The sequence below is a fragment of the Janibacter terrae genome, from assembly GCF_039636765.1.
GTDB lineage: Bacteria > Actinomycetota > Actinomycetes > Actinomycetales > Dermatophilaceae > Janibacter > Janibacter terrae.
Genome location: NZ_CP144167.1, coordinates 55,268 through 71,826, shown reverse-complemented (window position 1 = coordinate 71,826; position 16,559 = coordinate 55,268). Strand labels below are relative to the sequence as shown.

Here is a 16,559-nt window from a genome sequence, read left to right as displayed (position 1 = left end):
GTTGGCCAATCAGCGGTCCCAGCGTGATCGCTGTTTTGACATATGTCAAGATGGCTCCATGAGCGCCCGCACCCACCTCGTCGAGCCGGTCGTCACGTGTGGCGGCCTCACCGAGGCGCCGGTCAGCGAGGCCGATGCGGTGAGCATGGCTCCGGTGTTCAAGGCCCTCGGCGATCCGGTGCGCCTGCGCCTGGCCAGCCTCATCGCGGCCCAGCCCGAGGTGTGCGTCTGCGACATCACCCCGGCCTTCGCCCTGTCCGCGGGCACGATCTCGCACCATCTGAAGACCCTGCGCGAGGCCGGGATCGTCACGTCGGAGCGTCGCGGGACCTATGTCTGGTACCGCATCGCGCCGGAGACCCTCGGTGCGCTCTCGGCCTTCCTGGCCGTGCCGGCGGCGGTGTGAGGCGAGCGGCGCTCCCTTCGCTTTGACCTGGGGTGCCCGGGCGGGGTCGGATGGACCCATGACCGACCTCGCGATCGTCGACGCCGACTCCACCCCGCTCCAGGCGCGGGTGGGGACCAAGTTCGCCTACGGGACCAACGGCGTCCGGGAGGCACTGCTGTCCTTCGCGGTGTCCAGCGCGCACGACATCCTCGAGGAGGAGATCCTCATCCACGCGGCCGGCCGTCGGGTCGAGGCCCGCGAGCTCGCGGGCAACCACGGCACGCGGTTGCACCTCGTCGAGGACGTGGGCAGCGGCTGGCTCGAGGTGACCTACTCGGCGCTCGTCGACATCACCCGTCCGGTGGGCGACCAGGTCGGGCCCGAGATCGACTTCGACCGCTGGGTCTTCACCCGCCCGAGCCGGTACGCGGAGTCGGATCGCCTGGCGCCCATGGCCGCCCAGCTCTTCCCGTCGCAGACCGGGGTCGAGCGCGTGCGTGCGGTCGCGGAGTGGGTGAACTCGCACATGGCCTACGTCTCCGGTTCGAGCCGCGGCACCGACGGTGCGGTCGACTCGATCCTCCAGGCGTCGGGGGTGTGCCGGGACTTCGCGCACGTGGTCGTCGCACTGCTGCGCGCGCTGGGCACGCCGGCACGGCTCGTCTCGGTCTACGCGCCGGGCCTGCAGCCCATGGACTTCCACGCCGTCGCCGAGGCCTGGGTCGAGGACGCGTGGCACATCGTCGACGCGACCCGGCTCGCTCCGCGTGAGGCCATGGTCCGCATCGCGACCGGCCGCGACGCCGCGGACACGGCCTTCCTCACCACTCGTGGGGGCCGGATGAACTTCAACCGGCAGGCCGTCACGGCCGTGCTCACCGAGGGGCGTCTGCCCCAGGAGGACCCGGACGCCCTCGTGCGTCTGGCCTGATCAGCCGATCGCCCCGAGCGCGAGGGGTGCGATGAGCGCGCCCACCGCGCCGACGAGCATCGGTGGGCCGTAGGGGAACTCGTCGTCCCGCTTCACCCTGCGCAGTACCAGCAGGAGCGCCGCGACGAGGCCACCGATGAGGAACGCGGCGACCGTCCCGCGCATCACGTGGGTCCACGAGAGCCACCCGAGGAGCATCCCGAGCAGGCCGGCGAGCTTGACGTCGCCGAAGCCGATGCCGCCTCCGGGCAGAAGTGCAAGGAAAAGGTAAAGGACGAACAGGGCCACGCCCGCGACGAGCGCGCGGACGAGCGCACCCCAGTCGCTGCTCGCGATGCTGCATGCCACGAGCAGCACCAGCACGGTCGGGTAGGCCGGCAGCTGGATGCGATCGGGCAGTCGGTGGACGTCGAGATCGATGAAGGCGAGCGCCACCATGACCCAGCTGGCGAGCACGTAGACCGCCGGGACGACGGGCGGGTTGTCGGGCAAAATCGACTGCCACACAAGGACGCTCGCGATCGCCGTGACCGGGACGACCCACCACGAAGGGGGACGCGACAGCTCACGCTCGTCGTCCAGCCGGTAGCCCAGGCGCGTCAGCCGGAACCGCAGCGCGACCCCCGCCAGGGCGCCGATCAGAGTCACGGAGAGGACGGCGATGTCGGGCACGAATTCGACCCTACCGGCGGCCGCGGGACTCGTCGATTCGGGCCGCTTGAAAATGTTACTGAAGAAACTCTGGCAAAAACCTGACCAAGCCCTTACGGTTACGAATCAGTTGGCCAGGAATTCCTGAGACAGCACTTCGGGGGAAGACCAGATCAACCAGTTGTAGGGCAGTGCCATGCCTTGGTCCTGCCGTCCCTGCACCACGTCCCTGCACCTCGGTCGTTCACGAGGTCCCTTCAGCCGCAACGGCTCTCGCCGCCAGCCCGCACCGGGCCGCCGGCCCTTCTTCGGCCCGTCGTCGACGGACCTGGTCTGACGACCACAGCACCACCGCCACACGCCGTGCCCGTCCGGGGCTCCTCGGCGCCTTTGCACAAGGAGAGAACCATGATCGAGCTCTACGTCCGCCTCCAGTCCCTGCTCACGGTCCAGCGCGAGAAGGGGGCGACCGCCGTGGAGTACGGCATGATCGTCGCGCTCATCGCGGCCGTGATCGTGCTCGCCGTCACCACGCTCGGCACCGACATCAACGCGGCCTTCGAAAAGGTCGAGAAGGCGATCACCGTCACCCCCTGATAGAGCCCGGTGGCAGTCCCCGGCGGGGGTGCCGTTCCTGCCCACCCCCGCCGCGGATGCCATCCGATCCATGACCCGGACCCATGAGTGGTCCCAACCTCCATGACGACGACGCCTCGAAGGGGTGGACCATGGCACGCACCGGACACTCCCGTCCTGCTTGGCGCCAACGGGGCGCTGCCGCAGTCGAGATGGCACTCGTCCTGCCCCTGCTGTTCCTGATGATCGCCGGCATCGTCGACTTCGGCCGATACTTCCTGACCGAGATCCAGCTGACCAACGCGGTCCGCGAGGGTGCCCGCGTCGCGGTGCTGGGTGAGTCCCAGCCGAATATTGTCCTGCGGACCGAGAAGGCCGCCGGCGTGGTCCAAGGCTTGGCGGTCACGACACCGCAACTGTGCACCGCAGGTGTGGGAGGTGACGCCGAGGTCGTCGCCACTGGCACCTTCGAGTGGATCCTCCTGGACCCGGCCATGAGCCTGTTCGGTGCCAGCGGGACCCTGCCGCCGGCACGGGCCAAGGCGGTGATGAGGTGCGGTGGCTGACTCGTATCCGTTCGCACGCTTCACGGCGTCTGCAGGGTGAGCGCGGCGGCGCGGCGGTCATCGTGGCCGTCCTCTTCTCGGGGTTGATGATCATCGGCATGCTGGCCGTGAGTGTCGACCTCGGCAACCTCACCTACGAGCGCCGCCAGTTGCAGAACGGCGCGGACGCCACCTCGCTGGCTCTCGCCCAGGAGTGCGCTGAGGACGCGGCCGGGTGCGCTCCTACCGCGGTGTCCGACCTGCTGAACCCCAATGCCGGGGACGAGCGCATGCAGTACGACAACCGGACCGTGAACGGCGCGCCGAACGGCGCGTGCGGCCGCGGGATCGGGTCGCTCCCCACCTGCCTCGCCACGGGCTCGATCGGGGACCTGGGCGAGTGCCCGCCCCTGCCGTCCTGGCTCACCGGGACCGGCGCGAGCATCCCCTACGTCGAGACCTACACCCGCACGCTCACGACGTCGGGCGACGACGAGCTCTTCCTCCCCTTCTCGCGGGTCCTGACCGGCGGGAGCGACGGGGACTCGGGGACGACTGCGTGCGCCCGTGCGGCGTACGGCCCTGCCGGAAGCACCGGAAACACGCTGCCCATCACGATCGGGGCATGCGACTGGGTGAACAAGACCTCGGTCGGCGGGGTGCCCGGCTCCAAGTACGCGCCGTCCCCTCCGTACACGCCGGCGCCCAACGGGAGCGCCCCGCCGGTCCTGCCCACCTCCATCTCGTCCGGGGACTACGCGACGGGCATCTTCACCCACGACAGCGCCGACCACAAGTGCGAGGGCAGCCCGGGCGCGACCTACCCGGGCGGCTTCTCCTGGCTCGACAACGAGGGCTGCGTGGCCGACGTCTCGGACGGCTGGGTGGGCGGCGGCCCCGGCACGAGCGAGGGATGCCTTGCCGACGAGCTGAAGAAGTACATCGGGACCGAGGTCTTCATCCCGATCTACGTAGAGACCAAGGGCACGGGTGGGGGTGCGGAGTACAAGATCTCCGGCGTCGCGTCCTTCTACTTCGCGGGGTGGAACGGCGTGTCCTCGGCCGCCCCGACCAAGAGCTACGACATCTACCAGCGACCGGCGACGGTGTGCACGGGCAAGTGCAACGACTCCGTCAGCTACATCTGGGGCTGGTTCACCTCCAGCCTCAAGCCCGTCGACTCCGGCGGGTTGGGCGGCGAGGACCGCGGTGCTCGCAGCATCGTCCCGGCCGGCTGACCAGCGTCCCACGAAACACTGAGAGAAGAGACCCATGAAACGTCGAGTCATCGCCGTCATCGTCGCAGTCCTCCTGGCGCTCGGCGGGTCCGTCATGGTCCTGACCTATGTCCGCGGGGCGGATGCGCGAGCCGTGGCAGGAGCACAGCCGGTCTACGTCTACGTCGCCGAGCAGCCCGTCCCCGCAGGCACGACCCTCAAGGACGCGCAGCGCAATGACCTCATCGTGCGGACCAAGGTCGCCTCCGAGGCGCGACCGGATGGTGCGCTCGAGTGGGTCGGCCCGGACAACAACGCACTGCTCGCGCTCTCGGACGTGCAGCCGGGCGAGTTCCTCATGACCTCGCGTTTCGGCACCACACCGACCGGGACCAAGGCGATCGAGGTGCCGCCCGGCAAGCTCGCGATGTCGGTCGAGCTCTCCGACCCGGCGCGCGTCGGCGAGTTCGTGACCCCGGGCTCCCGCATCGCGATCTACGCCACCCACAAGATCAAGGTCATCGGGGACGGGGCCAAGGTGAAGCAGATCAACGAGCTCGACGTCTCCGGCACGAGCGTGTTGCTGCCCGACGTCCAGGTCATCGCCATGGGGACCAAGCCCCTGGCTGCCCCGACACAGCAGGCCTCTCCCGACGACGAAGAGGAGAGCGACGCCCAGGCGACCGAGCAGCAGAGCTTCCTCGTGACTGTCGCGGTCGACCCCAAGGACGCCCCTCGACTCGCCCACGGCATCACCGAGTACCAGCTCTACGCCGGTCTGCGCGGGTCGGACGTCAAGATGGACGACGGGTCCTCGACCAACGACATGACGGTCTTCGACGAGGACGTCGCGGCCGACCTGCTACGGAAGGACGCGTCATGACCATCCTCTGGGACCCGGACCCGCGGGCCATCGACACCTACTCCTTCGCCCTCGGCGAGTCGGCGGACGTGATGACCCACGGGCCACAGGTCGTGCGCGAGCTCGAGCAGTCGTCACGTCACCGACTCGTCGTCATCGGCCCCGACATCCCCGTCGAGGCCGCCTGCGACCTGGCCGAGCACCTGCGCGTCCAGCGCCCCGAGGTCGGCGTCCTGCTGCTGCGGCACCGCCTCGACGTCAACGTCATGGGCTTCGCCCTGCGCAGCGGCATCCGTGAGGTCGTCCAGGCAGACGACCAGACCGCGCTCGCCGACGCCATGCGACGCAACGAGCAGCTCTCCGCCCGCCTCGGCGGTGACTCCACCCGTCAGAAGCAGGGGCGGATCATCACCGTCTTCTCGGCCAAGGGAGGAGTGGGCAAGACGACCGTGTCGACGAACCTCGCGGCTCATCTCGCGACGAGCGGGGCGCGGACGCTCCTGGTCGACCTGGACCTGATGTTCGGCGACGTCGCCATCAGCCTCCAGCTCGTCCCCAACGGCACGGTCACCGATCTCGTCACCATGCGGGGCCACATCGACCGGGCAGGGCTCGAGTCCATCGTCGTCACCCACGAGGGCACTGGGCTCGACGTCATCGCGCCCTCGAGCGACCCGGGGGACGCGGAGCGCGTCCCCGCCGATGTCGTCCTCGAGATGCTGCGCACCGCACGCACGATGTACGACTACATCGTCATCGACACCCCGCCCGCTTTCACCGACCACGTCCTCACCGCCCTGGACATCAGTGACCTCGCGGTGCTCATCACGACGCTCGACATCCCCGCGGTGAAGAACCTGCGCATCGCGATGAACACCCTGGACACCCTGGGTGGGTCCAGGGACAACCGGGTCGTCGTCCTCAACCGCTCGGGGCTCAAGGTCGGTCTGGACGGCGGCGACGTCGAGGACGTGCTCAAGCAGGCCATCGCCGTGAGCATCCCCAACAGCCTGAGCGTGCCGGCGGCCACCAACCGTGGCGTCCCGCTGCTCGTCCAGGACCCCAAGGGACCGGCGACCCTGGCGATCCGCGACCTGACCGATCGTGAGGTCCGCCGTCGGTTCGGCGAGCTGGTCGAGGAGAGTCCGCGGCGCAGCCTCGGGCTGAAGAGGAGCAGGGCATGAGCAGTCTCGCCGATCGTCTCGACCAGGTGCGCAACCCCTCTTCGGGCGGGGATCCGAGCGCCGGGCCACGCACGCGACGGGCCGGGGCCCACCACCGCGCTGACCCGCACGCCGACGTCAAGGCACGCGTCCACCAGGAGCTCGTCGAGTCCCTCGGACCGCGCCTCTACGACCCGCACCTCTCCGAGGACGAGCTCGCCGCACAGGTACGAGCGACCCTGCAGTCGGTCATCGACTCGGAGCACACACCCCTCTCGCAGGCCGACCGCACCAAGATCGCCCAGGACGTCTCCGACGACATCCTCGGTCACGGGCCGCTCGAGCCCTACCTGCGTGACCCCGAGGTCACCGAGATCATGGTCAACGGGCCGGACGACATCTACATCGAGCGTGCCGGTCGCCTCTTCCCGGCGCCGACCAGCTTCGTCGACGATGCCCACCTGCGACGCACGATCGACAAGATCGTCTCCCGGGTCGGGCGGCGCGTCGACGAGTCGAGCCCCATGGTCGACGCCCGTCTGCCCGACGGCTCCCGGGTGAACGCGGTGCTGCCCCCCGTCGCCATCGACGGCTCGATGCTGACGATCCGCAAGTTCGCCGCGGACCCCTTCACCGATGACGACCTCGTCGGCATGGGGACGATGTCGCGGCAGGTCCGGGACTTCCTCGACGCCTGCGTGCGCGGCCGGCGCAGCATGGTCGTCTCCGGTGGTACCGGCTCGGGCAAGACGACGACGCTCAACGTCGTGAGCAGCTTCCTCCCCGAGGACGAGCGCATCGTGACCATCGAGGACGCCGCGGAGCTCCAGCTCCACCAGCGGCACGTGCTGCGCCTGGAGTCGCGCCCGCCCAACATCGAGGGGCGCGGGGAGATCTCCATCCGTGACCTCGTGCGCAACGCCCTGCGCATGCGCCCCGACCGCATCATCGTCGGGGAGGTCCGTGACGCCGCCGCCCTCGACATGCTGCAGGCGATGAACACCGGCCATGACGGGTCGCTGACGACCGTCCACGCCAACTCTGCCCGTGACAGCCTCGCCCGGCTCGAGACGATGGTGCTCATGGCCGGCATCGAGCTGCCGGTCCGCGCCATCCGTGAGCAGGTCGCCGGTGCCGTCGACCTCATCATCCAGCAGTCCCGTCTCAGCGATGGCACGCGGCGCATCGTCGCCATCACGGAGGTGATCGGGATGGAGAGCGAGATCGTCACGCTGCAGGATCTGTACACCTTCGACTACGCCGCAGGTCGCGACGTCGACGGCCGGTACCTCGGCTCGCTCGTGCCGACCGGCATCCGTCCGGGCTTCGTCCACGAGCTCGAGGACCTCGGGATCGCGCTGCCACCGCAGCTCTTCGTGCGGTACTCATCATGATGAGATTCCTCGCCCGGCTCCTCGGATCGGTGCTCGCCTTCCTGGTCGTCGCCGCACTCGGGGCCGCGCCCGCCGCAGCCGTGACCAAGGTGTCCATCGGCAATGTCGAGGTCGATGGCACCTCGGTGACCGGCGTCCTCACCTTCCGCAGCGCCGAGGTCGTCGAGGTCGACCCCCGCGGGCTCGTGGCGAAGGTCGACGGCGAGGCGCGAGAGGTCGTGGCATCGGAGTCCTCGAGCATCAAGCGGACCTCGATGCTCGTCATCGACACGAGCGGCTCGATGGGTGCAGACGGCATGCGCACGGTGCGTTCGGCGACCAAGGCCTATCTCGCCGAGGCGCCTAAGGACGTGCGCGTGGGAGTCGCCACCTTCGCCGACACCGCCGGTGTGGACCAGGCGCCCACCGCTGACCGCGGACGTGTCCAGCGGGTCGTCGACGGACTCGTCAGCTACGGCGACACCAGCCTCTACGCGGGCGTCACCGCCGCGGCGAAGGCCCTCGGCGACGAAGGTGACCGCAGCATCGTGCTGCTCAGCGACGGCGCCGACACGATCAGCACGGCCCGCACCTCGGACCGCAAGAAGGCGACGAAGGCCCTGCGTGACAGGGGGATCCGCGTGGACGTCGTGCGCTTCAACACCGACGACCCGGACGCCACGACCGCACTGCAGGGGTTCGCTCGTGCGGGGGGTGGCTCCGTCATCTCCGCAGGGGACGCCCAGGAGGTCGGTCGAGCCTTCGAGGGGTCGGCCCGCGCGCTGCAGTCCCAGTCCTCCTTCGAGATCACGACGCCCGAGCCGCTCGTCGGCAGCCACGTCATCCGCCTCGAGGGGACCGCGGGTGGTGAGCCCTTCGTCGTCGAGCAGCGCTTCGACCTGGGTGCCGGAGCCGGCCCCGCCGCCGTGGCGCCCACCCTCGACCCGGGGGATGGTGCCCTCGGCCAGATCGCCGCACCGGGCATGACCTCGTCGCTGTGGCCCTGGCTCGGGGCCCTGAGCCTCGGTCTGGCCATCTCGCTCTTCGCCTACGGCATGCTGACGCCCACGCTGCTGACCCGTCGTGAGCGGCGTCTTGCCGCGATCGACACCTATGTCGTGCCGGGCATGGCGACCCGCGCGGATGCCCGGGCGGCGAGCCCCCCGGTGCGGGAGCAGCTCGTCGCCTTCGGTGAGCGCACCATGCACGGTCGCAGCTCGACGACCCGGACCATGCAGCTCATCAACCGCGCGGACCTGCCGCTGCGGGCGGGGGAGTGGTTCGTCATCCGCCTGGGCGCAACCCTCGGGGGGCTCGTCATCGGTGCGCTCCTCCTGCCCGGACCCTGGCTGCTCGGGATCGTGGTGGGGCTCGTCGCGGGCGTCTTCCTGCCGCAGCTCGTGCTGCGCTACCTCGCGGCGCGCCGGGCGAAGGCTTTTGAACGGGTCCTGCCCCAGTCGCTCACGCTCGTCGCGACCACCCTGCGGAGCGGGTTCGGGCTGCCGCAGGCGCTGAGCGCCGTGGCGCAGGACTCTGCTCCCCCCGTCGACCGTGAGTTCTCACGAGCTCTCGCCGAGACCCGGATCGGCACCGACATCGGCGACGCGCTGGAGCGCATGGCCGATCGCATGGGCAGCGACGCGATGCACATGGCGGTCATGGCGATCCGGATCCAGCGCGAGGTCGGCGGCAACCTTGCCGAGACCCTCGAGACCACCGCACGCACCCTGCTCGAGCGCGAGACCCTCAAGCGGCAGATCGCCACCTTGTCAGCGGAAGGGCGTCTCTCGGCGCAGATCCTCATCGGCCTGCCGATCGGGATGTTCCTGTACATGCTCTACGTCAACTACGACTACATCCAGCTCCTGTGGACCACGTCCATCGGACTGATCATGCTCATCGGTGCGGTCACGCAGATGATCGTCGGGGTCGTCTGGATGCGTCGCGTCGTCAAGATCGAGGTGTGACATGACCATCGCTCTCATCGGTATCGGACTCATCGCCCTGGCGCTCGTGCTCGTCGTGGCCGTCGTGGTGCTCGGCTTCAGCTCGGGACCCACCGGCGTCGCCAGGAGCCTCGTGATGATCAATGGCGGCATCAGCCCGGACGCGGTGAGCCGCAGCGAGCTGCCCGTCAAGGAGCGATTCGTCACGCCCTTGATCGACGGGTGCCGTCGCCTCGCGGTCCGGCTGTCCCCCGCGGGCACGGTGGAGCGGATCGCCAAGTCGCTGGACCGTGCGGGAAACCCCGCACCGTGGACCGTCGACCGACTCATGGGGGTCAAGGGCTTGGCCCTGCTCCTGGGCGTTGCTTTCGGCATCCTCTATGCGGGTCTTGACCTCGGGGGGACCCTGGTCGCCGTCGTGCTCGGCGCCGTGGGCCTCTTCGTCCCCGACCTGCTAGTCCACAACGCCGGGCTGCATCGTCAGGAGCGCACGGCCAGGGACCTCGCGGACACGCTCGACGTGCTCACCGTCTGCGTCGAGGCCGGGCAGGGTTTCGACGCCGCACTCCTGAGGGTCGCCCGCGGCACCGACGGTCCGATGTCGGGTGAGTTCGCCCGCGTGCTCTCGGAGATCCAGCTCGGCAAGACGCGCGCCGACGCCTTCTCCTCGCTGGGTGAGCGGATGGTGCTGCCCGAGGTGAAGAACTTCATCTCGGCGATCGTCCAGGCCGACCGGCTCGGCATCCCGATCGCCAAGGTCCTGCGCGAGCAGACCTCGGCCATGCGCGTCACCCGCCGGCAGAAGGGTGAGGAGAAGGCACAGAAGGTCACCGTCAAGATCCTCTTCCCGCTCCTGCTCTGCATCTTCCCGGCGCTCTTCGTCGTCATCATCGGCCCTGGAGCGATCAGACTGATGGAGAACCTCATGGGTAGTCTCTGATCCCCCTTCGTCCACCTGGAGGTACCCATGCGCCACCGTCGTCGCACCCTCGCCCTGATCACCGCCGTCGCCGCGATGGGAGGTGGTGTGGGGCTGGCCGCTCCCACGGCCGGCGCCGACCCGGCGCTGGAGTACGTGCAGCTCGGTGACTCCTACTCGGCCGGCAACGGCGCGGGCACCTACGACGAGAAGACGTGCTGGCGCTCGCCGGACAACTACGGCGCGCGGGTGGCCCGGGCCGACGGCGCGAGCTACACCGACGTCGCGTGCAGCGGCGGGGTCGTCGCCGACATCCTCAACCCGCGCCCGCTCGGCGCGCCGACGACGCGCACCGCGACCTACGAGATCCCCGGCAAGGCGCCCAACGCCGCCCACCACTGGCTGCGCCAGGCCAGGGCCGCCGAGCTCTGCGGGACGCAGGCCCAGGCCGACTGGTCCTACGAGTACACGGTGACCTCGGCGTCGCAGGTCGGGCGCGCACGGACCTCGACGGTCAGCTGCCAGCTGACCGCGGCCCCGCAGATCGACGCCGTCACCAGGGACACCGACGCCGTCTTCCTCACCATCGGCGGCAACGACATCGGCTTCTCCTCGATCGTGCTCAGCTGCCTCGTGCTGCGCAGCGCGAGCTCCTGCGAGGGCAGCCTCGAGACCGCCGATGCCAGGTTGCCGCGGCTGCAGCAGCAGACCAAGCAGGCCCTCGACGCCGTCTACGAGCGCTCCGGCGGCCACGCGCAGGTGTACCTGCTCGGCTACCCGCACCTCATCAACACCGACAGCTACTCCATCCCCGAGGCCGCCCCAACCTACGACGCCGGCGCCGCGCTCGACGCGCTCCAGCTCAGGAGCGACCGGGTCCAGCGCGAGGCCGTCGCCGAGCTCGACGACACGGCCGAGGGCCCGGGCGGGTTCACCTTCGTCGACGTCAAGCCCGCCTGGGACGGTCGGACCCACGGACTCGACCCGCGCTCGGTGCCGGACAACTCCCGAGCTTGGCTCGTGCCGGTGCTGGCCCCGGGCCGGGAGGTGCCCGAGTGGGCGCACCCGACCCAGGACGGCTACGCCGCGTCGGCCCGCGCACTCGCGGCAGCGATGGACTGACGGCCGCCAGAGGCCGTTCGCCGATGACCCCGGCCTCGTGGTCCGAGATCGTCCAATGTTCGTCTAAGGTTTGGGCATGGTCTCTCGAGCGCGCTCAGGTCTCCGTCTGCGGGTCCTCGCCGGCATCGTCGTCGTCCTCTGGTTCGCGCTGGCCGGGATCGGCGGGCCGCTCGTCGGCCAGCTGTCCAGCGTGCAGGACAACGACCAGGCCTCCTTCCTCCCGCAGTCGGCCGAGTCGACGCGGGTGGCCGAGCAGCTCGCGGACTTCGACGCGGACGCGACCCTGCCCCTGATCCTCGCCGTCGAGGACGAAGGGGGGCTGGGTCGGGCCGTCCTCGGCGAGCTCAACGCCTGGGCCAAGCAGCTGCCGGCCCAGCAGGTGACCGACGTCCCCGGCACGTTCGGGGACTACCTGGCGCAGGAACGCATCCCGGTCATCCCGTCCGAGGACGGTCAGGCGGCGCTCGTCGTCCTCAGCCTCGACGCCGACGCGGTGCAGGAGACCGTCGAGGAGACCGCGATCTCCAACCTGCTCGTCGAGGACCTGCGGGGCGACCTCGCCCCCCAGGTCGACGGGGCGAGCGTCGCGGTGACCGGTCCGGCGGGTTTCGCCGCAGACCTGGGTGAGGCCTTCGCCGGCATCGACGGGCTGCTCCTGCTCGTCACGCTCGCCGTCGTCCTCGTCATCCTGCTCGTCGTCTACCGCAGCCCGGTCCTCCCCTTCGTCGTGCTGCTGACGAGCATCTTCGGCCTGGCGCTCGCCGCACTCGTCATCTACCCGATGGCCGACGCGGACTGGATCCAGCTGTCCGGGCAGAGCCAGGGGATCCTCTTCATCCTCGTCGTGGGTGCCGCGACGGACTACTCGCTGCTGCTCGTCGCCCGCTACCGCGAGGAGCTGCACTCCGCCGACCCGCTCCCTGCGCTCAAGGTGGCCTGGCGGCAGACGCTCGGACCCGTCGCTGCCAGCGGCGGCACGGTCATCGCCGGTCTGCTCTGCCTGCTGCTGTCCGACCTCGGCAACATCTCCGGCCTCGGGCCGGTGGGCGCCCTCGGCATCGCTGGCGCGATGATCGCCGCGCTCACGCTGCTGCCGGCGGTCCTGGCCCTCCTCGGTCGCGCGGCCTTCTGGCCCTCCGTCCCCCGGAGGGGGACCCAGCCCCGGCACCGTTTCTGGTCCGGCGTCGCCCGACGCGTCACGGTGCGACCGCGGATCACGTGGGTGGTGACCACCGCCCTGCTGCTCGTCGCGGCCGTGGCGGCCCTGACCTTCCCGACCTCGGGGATCACGCAGGCGCAGTTCTTCACCACCGACGTCGAGTCCGTCGAGGGCCAGGGTGTGCTCGACCGGCACTTCGACGGCGGTGACCAGCAGCCGGTCCAGGTCGTCGCGCCCGACGCGGCGGTCGAGGAGGCGAAGGGGGTCCTCACCGGCCACGAGGACGTCGCCGAGCGGGTGCAGGCGCAGGGGTCGACGAGCGGGGCCGGGACGACGCTGCTCTCGGCGACCCTCACGGTCGGCTCGGAGTCGGAGGAGGCGCGGCAGGTCGTGCGAGACCTGCGCGAGGAGCTGCACGCGGTCGACGGGGAGATCCTCGTCGGCGGCACGACCGCCACGGCGGTCGACACCGACGACGCGAGCACCCGCGACTACCGCGTCGTCGTGCCCGCCATCCTGCTCGTCGTGACGCTGATCCTCATCGCGCTGCTGCGGTCGGTGGCCGCCGCCGTGCTGCTCGTCGTGGTCAACGTCCTGACCTTCGCGGCGACGCTCGGGGTCTCCGCGGTCCTGTTCACCCAGGTCCTCGACCAGCCGGGCGCCGACCCGTCGACCCCCGTGCTCGGCTTCGTCTTCCTCGTCGCGCTCGCCGTCGACTACTCGATCTTCCTCATGACGAGGGCACGTGAGGAGGCGCTGCAGGTCGGCACGCGGCGCGGCATCCGGCGCGCTGTCGCCGTCACCGGAGGGGTCATCACCAGCGCCGGTGTCGTGCTCGCCGCGACCTTCTCCGCACTGGCGATCATCCCCTTGCTCTTCCTCGCGCAGATCGCCTTCATCGTCGCCTTCGGCGTGCTGCTCGACACGATCGTCACGCGGTCGGTCCTCGTACCGGCCCTCGCCTCGGACCTCGGCAACCGGATCTGGTGGCCGTGGGCCGGCCGGATGGCCCCGGACGACGAGGTGTGAGCCGGAGCAGAGGCGCTGTGCCCGTCGGCTCGGGGGTCAGCCCGCGCGCGCCGCGGAGTCGCCCACCGACTCTGCTGCGGGGGCGTCGTCGAGGCGTGCGCTCGTGTGCTCGTGCGACGGCAGGCGCAGTCCCCGGGAGGTCAGCGTGAAGGCGTCCTCCACGAGGGAGACGAGCCGCTCCGGCGGCGCATCCTGGTGGGCCCAGAGCCGCATGGCTGCGGTCACCGCGGTCACCGCAGCACCTGCGACCAGCCACGGGTAGAGATCCTTCTCGACGTCGCACCCGTTGCGCTCGGCGATCTGCGTGCGGAGGACCTCTTCGAGGTGGGCGTGCTGGGCCACCTGGTACGGGCGCAGGGACGGGTTCTCGTCGACGAGCCGCATCTTCTGCACGCTGAGCCGCAGCTGCTCCGGGGTGCTCGAGGAGACGGAGGCGACGATGACCTCGCGCAGGGAGTCGAGCGGGGCCTCCTCTGCCGGTCGGAGGGCGAACTCGTCGAGGAGGGCCGCTGACGCGCTGCCCCCTGCAGTCACGATCGCCTCCTCCTTGCACGAGAAGTAGTTCGAGACGGTTCGCGGCGACACGAAGGCCACCTGGGCGATCTCCTCGATCGTGACGTCGCTCAGACCCTTCTCCAGGGTGAGCTGCAACGCCGCGTCGGCGATCGACTCACGCGTCAGCTGCTTCTTGAGCTCCCGGAGACCTAACTCTTCCTTGACCATTTGCTTACCATACCCCGCAATTGCCTGATGTGTGAGGTTGCGCAACGCGCAAAATCTCGACCATGCCGCCCGACCCTAACGCACGAACGAGTCGCCGGGCGCCAAGGCTCTGAACCGTCGCCCCGGCAGCTGGCGGTAGGGGTAGTTTTCGGCCAAGATCCGGACATCTGCACAGTCCGAATAGTCGCACGACGCGCGATGTTGCAGATACAGCAATGATCTGCCACCATGGTTCTGGCACTGGTTCACGAGGACCTGAGCCCCCCTGACCGGGCCAAACGGTCCGAAAATCCAGTGAAGGAAGATTTCATGAACCACGCAGCTGCTTACCTGGTCACCATGTACACGCTCATCGGCGAGCGCATCGAGGGTCGCAAGGACCGCGGCGCCACCGCCGTCGAGTACGGCCTGCTGGTCGGCCTCATCGCCGTGGCCATCATCGCCACCCTCGTGGTCCTCGGCCCCAAGCTGAACGGCATGTTCGAGACGGTCTCGAACAAGATGCCCGCGTCCACGTCCACGAGCGCGCCCGTCACCCCCTGATCCCCGCGTGACCAGCCACCGGCGCAGCAGCCAGCGGCTGCTGCGCCGGTCGTCCTCTCGGAGGTGTGCGTGAGGCCCATGGGAAACGACCGTGGAGCAGCGGCGGTGGAGTTCGCCTTCGTGCTCCCTCTGCTGCTGGCCCTGGTGCTCGGCGTGGCGGAGTTCGGACGCGCCTACCACGCCCAGACGGTGCTGTCCGCGGCTGCTCGTGATGGTGTCCGGGTGATGGCCCTGCAGAACAAGCCCGCCGCCGCCCGGGCCGTGGCCAAGTCCTCGGCGTCGCCGACCGTGGAGCTCACCGACGCGGACATCGCGGTCAGCCCGACGAGCTGCACCACCACCACGGCCGTGCCGGCGACGGCCACCGTCACGATCACCCGGGAGCTGGACCTGTTGCTCCCGACGAAGTTCACCGTCAAGCTCACCGGCAAGGGGACCATGCGATGCAACGGATGACGCGCCGTGCTGAGGACGACCGCGGTGCCGTCGCCGTCGTCGTGGCCCTGCTCATGGTCCCGCTGATCGCCTTCGCGGCCATCTCCATCGACGTGGCCGCCATGTACGCCGAGCGGCAGCAGCTGCAGACCGGGGCCGACGCCGCCGCCCTGGCGATCGCCCAGGACTGCGCCCGCGTGTCCACGGCCTGCGACAAGCGCAACCAGACCGCGCAGGCGCTCGCCGTCCCCAACAGCAACGACGCCGACCCCACGGCCACGATCGCCGCCTTCGACCCCGTCGTCGGTCGTGTCACGGTGGACAACCGCGGGACGAGCGAGCACGTGTTCGCCCCCGTCATCGGGCAGGGGGACAGCGCCGTCGTCTCGGCACGGAGCTCGGCCGCCTGGGGCTACCCGAGCGGTGGTACCGCGATGCTGCCGCTGGCCCTGTCCTACTGCGAGTGGTGGAACCAGACCGGTGGCGGGACCCCGTCCGGGACGACGGCGCGCACCATCTACCTCTCGGGCACCAGTGGTGCGGTGACGCCGTGCCCGGGGCCCTCGGGCAATGTGCCGGGCGGTTTCGGCTGGCTCAAGACGGACGGCGCGACCTGCAAGGCCACCTCGATCATCCTCCAGACCCTCCTGACGGACACCGGGGTGTCCGTCTCGAGCGGGTGCACGCCGGCGGACTTCGTCGCCCTGCAGAACGCCACGGTGCTCCTGCCGATCTTCGACAGGACGACGGGCACCGGCTCTTCGGCCACCTACCGGGTATACGGGTACGCCGCCTTCACGCTCACCGGGTACAGCTTCAACGGTGAGTACAAGTGGAATGCCCCGTGCAGCGGTGATGCCCGATGCATCCGGGGCTACTTCACCCAGTTCGTGGACCAGTCCAGCGCCTTCACCTACAGCCCGACCGCGCCGAAGCTCGGCGCCGCCGTCGTCTCCCTGACCGAGTAAGAGGAAGCA

The 16,559-nt window shown here is 69.9% G+C and carries 17 protein-coding genes; 15 read left to right on the top strand and 2 right to left on the bottom strand.

Annotated features, from left to right (window positions below):
- Positions 1-58 precede the first annotated feature (58 nt).
- Positions 59-406, top strand: coding sequence for a metalloregulator ArsR/SmtB family transcription factor (locus V3C34_RS00360; protein ID WP_346007776.1), 348 nt, complete (start codon positions 59-61; stop codon positions 404-406).
- Between the two features lie 58 nt (positions 407-464).
- Positions 465-1,319, top strand: coding sequence for a transglutaminase family protein (locus V3C34_RS00355; protein ID WP_338537468.1), 855 nt, complete (start codon positions 465-467; stop codon positions 1,317-1,319).
- Here the strand turns inward: V3C34_RS00355 and V3C34_RS00350 are convergent, their stop codons facing one another.
- Positions 1,320-1,991: an A24 family peptidase gene (locus V3C34_RS00350; protein ID WP_346007775.1), complete on the bottom strand. Its 672-nt coding sequence runs from the start codon at positions 1,989-1,991 to the stop codon at positions 1,320-1,322. It abuts the gene before it with no gap.
- A 387-nt stretch (positions 1,992-2,378) separates the two neighbouring features.
- Here V3C34_RS00350 and V3C34_RS00345 point away from each other — a divergent pair, with 387 nt between their 5' ends.
- The 10 genes from V3C34_RS00345 to V3C34_RS00300 all read left to right on the top strand — a co-directional run bounded on the left by V3C34_RS00345 (position 2,379) and on the right by V3C34_RS00300 (position 13,881).
- Entirely contained in the window at positions 2,379-2,567 is a 189-nt protein-coding gene (locus V3C34_RS00345) for a Flp family type IVb pilin (RefSeq protein ID WP_068328791.1), read from the top strand.
- Positions 2,568-2,698: 131 nt separating this feature from the next.
- Complete coding sequence (locus V3C34_RS00340) at positions 2,699-3,112, top strand: TadE/TadG family type IV pilus assembly protein (RefSeq protein WP_169702038.1); 414 nt, start codon at positions 2,699-2,701, stop codon at positions 3,110-3,112.
- On the top strand, positions 3,019-4,329 hold the full coding sequence (locus tag V3C34_RS00335) for a TadE/TadG family type IV pilus assembly protein (protein ID WP_346007774.1): 1,311 nt from the start codon (positions 3,019-3,021) through the stop codon (positions 4,327-4,329). The genes V3C34_RS00340 and V3C34_RS00335 overlap by 94 nt, the downstream gene beginning before the upstream one ends.
- A gap of 34 nt (positions 4,330-4,363) precedes the next feature.
- Positions 4,364-5,191 (top strand): Flp pilus assembly protein CpaB, encoded by an 828-nt coding sequence (cpaB, locus tag V3C34_RS00330; protein ID WP_068328799.1) that lies wholly within the window; start codon positions 4,364-4,366, stop codon positions 5,189-5,191.
- Complete coding sequence (locus V3C34_RS00325) at positions 5,188-6,354, top strand: AAA family ATPase (RefSeq protein WP_068328802.1); 1,167 nt, start codon at positions 5,188-5,190, stop codon at positions 6,352-6,354. The genes cpaB and V3C34_RS00325 overlap by 4 nt, the downstream gene beginning before the upstream one ends.
- Positions 6,351-7,727 carry a CpaF family protein gene (locus V3C34_RS00320; protein WP_068328805.1) on the top strand — a complete coding sequence of 459 codons (1,377 nt, stop codon included), beginning with the start codon at positions 6,351-6,353 and terminating at the stop codon, positions 7,725-7,727. Before V3C34_RS00325 ends, V3C34_RS00320 begins: the two co-directional genes overlap by 4 nt.
- Positions 7,724-9,673: a type II secretion system F family protein gene (locus tag V3C34_RS00315; RefSeq protein ID WP_068328808.1), complete on the top strand. Its 1,950-nt coding sequence runs from the start codon at positions 7,724-7,726 to the stop codon at positions 9,671-9,673. The genes V3C34_RS00320 and V3C34_RS00315 overlap by 4 nt, the downstream gene beginning before the upstream one ends.
- 1 nt (position 9,674) lies before the next feature.
- Positions 9,675-10,592: a type II secretion system F family protein gene (locus V3C34_RS00310; RefSeq protein ID WP_068328811.1), complete on the top strand. Its 918-nt coding sequence runs from the start codon at positions 9,675-9,677 to the stop codon at positions 10,590-10,592.
- Between the two features lie 27 nt (positions 10,593-10,619).
- Positions 10,620-11,693: an SGNH/GDSL hydrolase family protein gene (locus V3C34_RS00305; RefSeq protein WP_346007773.1), complete on the top strand. Its 1,074-nt coding sequence runs from the start codon at positions 10,620-10,622 to the stop codon at positions 11,691-11,693.
- 76 nt (positions 11,694-11,769) lie between these two features.
- Entirely contained in the window at positions 11,770-13,881 is a 2,112-nt protein-coding gene (locus V3C34_RS00300) for an MMPL family transporter (RefSeq protein WP_346007772.1), read from the top strand.
- Positions 13,882-13,917: 36 nt separating this feature from the next.
- Here V3C34_RS00300 and V3C34_RS00295 read toward each other — a convergent pair whose 3' ends face one another.
- Positions 13,918-14,604 carry a TetR/AcrR family transcriptional regulator gene (locus V3C34_RS00295; RefSeq protein ID WP_068328815.1) on the bottom strand — a complete coding sequence of 229 codons (687 nt, stop codon included), beginning with the start codon at positions 14,602-14,604 and terminating at the stop codon, positions 13,918-13,920.
- Positions 14,605-14,913: 309 nt separating this feature from the next.
- On the opposite strand from V3C34_RS00295, the gene V3C34_RS00290 reads away from it, so the two are divergent.
- The 3 genes from V3C34_RS00290 (at position 14,914) to V3C34_RS00280 (ending at position 16,550) form a co-directional block, all read left to right on the top strand.
- Positions 14,914-15,147: a Flp family type IVb pilin gene (locus V3C34_RS00290; protein WP_068328817.1), complete on the top strand. Its 234-nt coding sequence runs from the start codon at positions 14,914-14,916 to the stop codon at positions 15,145-15,147.
- 78 nt (positions 15,148-15,225) lie between these two features.
- On the top strand, positions 15,226-15,603 hold the full coding sequence (locus tag V3C34_RS00285; RefSeq protein WP_068328820.1) for a TadE/TadG family type IV pilus assembly protein: 378 nt from the start codon (positions 15,226-15,228) through the stop codon (positions 15,601-15,603).
- Positions 15,600-16,550: a pilus assembly protein TadG-related protein gene (locus V3C34_RS00280; RefSeq protein ID WP_068328822.1), complete on the top strand. Its 951-nt coding sequence runs from the start codon at positions 15,600-15,602 to the stop codon at positions 16,548-16,550. The genes V3C34_RS00285 and V3C34_RS00280 overlap by 4 nt, the downstream gene beginning before the upstream one ends.
- The last annotated feature ends 9 nt before the right edge of the window (positions 16,551-16,559 follow it).

Coding starts and splice junctions, on each gene's coding strand:
- V3C34_RS00355 (WP_338537468.1), top strand. CDS start 465: ATGACCGACCTCGCGATCGTCGACGCCGACTCCACCCCGCTCCAGGCG.
- V3C34_RS00325 (WP_068328802.1), top strand. CDS start 5,188: ATGACCATCCTCTGGGACCCGGACCCGCGGGCCATCGACACCTACTCC.
- V3C34_RS00305 (WP_346007773.1), top strand. CDS start 10,620: ATGCGCCACCGTCGTCGCACCCTCGCCCTGATCACCGCCGTCGCCGCG.
- V3C34_RS00310 (WP_068328811.1), top strand. CDS start 9,675: ATGACCATCGCTCTCATCGGTATCGGACTCATCGCCCTGGCGCTCGTG.
- V3C34_RS00295 (WP_068328815.1), bottom strand. CDS start 14,604: ATGGTCAAGGAAGAGTTAGGTCTCCGGGAGCTCAAGAAGCAGCTGACG.
- V3C34_RS00280 (WP_068328822.1), top strand. CDS start 15,600: ATGACGCGCCGTGCTGAGGACGACCGCGGTGCCGTCGCCGTCGTCGTG.
- V3C34_RS00285 (WP_068328820.1), top strand. CDS start 15,226: ATGGGAAACGACCGTGGAGCAGCGGCGGTGGAGTTCGCCTTCGTGCTC.
- V3C34_RS00320 (WP_068328805.1), top strand. CDS start 6,351: ATGAGCAGTCTCGCCGATCGTCTCGACCAGGTGCGCAACCCCTCTTCG.
- V3C34_RS00290 (WP_068328817.1), top strand. CDS start 14,914: ATGAACCACGCAGCTGCTTACCTGGTCACCATGTACACGCTCATCGGC.
- V3C34_RS00340 (WP_169702038.1), top strand. CDS start 2,699: ATGGCACGCACCGGACACTCCCGTCCTGCTTGGCGCCAACGGGGCGCT.
- V3C34_RS00345 (WP_068328791.1), top strand. CDS start 2,379: ATGATCGAGCTCTACGTCCGCCTCCAGTCCCTGCTCACGGTCCAGCGC.
- cpaB (WP_068328799.1), top strand. CDS start 4,364: ATGAAACGTCGAGTCATCGCCGTCATCGTCGCAGTCCTCCTGGCGCTC.
- V3C34_RS00300 (WP_346007772.1), top strand. CDS start 11,770: ATGGTCTCTCGAGCGCGCTCAGGTCTCCGTCTGCGGGTCCTCGCCGGC.
- V3C34_RS00315 (WP_068328808.1), top strand. CDS start 7,724: ATGATGAGATTCCTCGCCCGGCTCCTCGGATCGGTGCTCGCCTTCCTG.
- V3C34_RS00360 (WP_346007776.1), top strand. CDS start 59: ATGAGCGCCCGCACCCACCTCGTCGAGCCGGTCGTCACGTGTGGCGGC.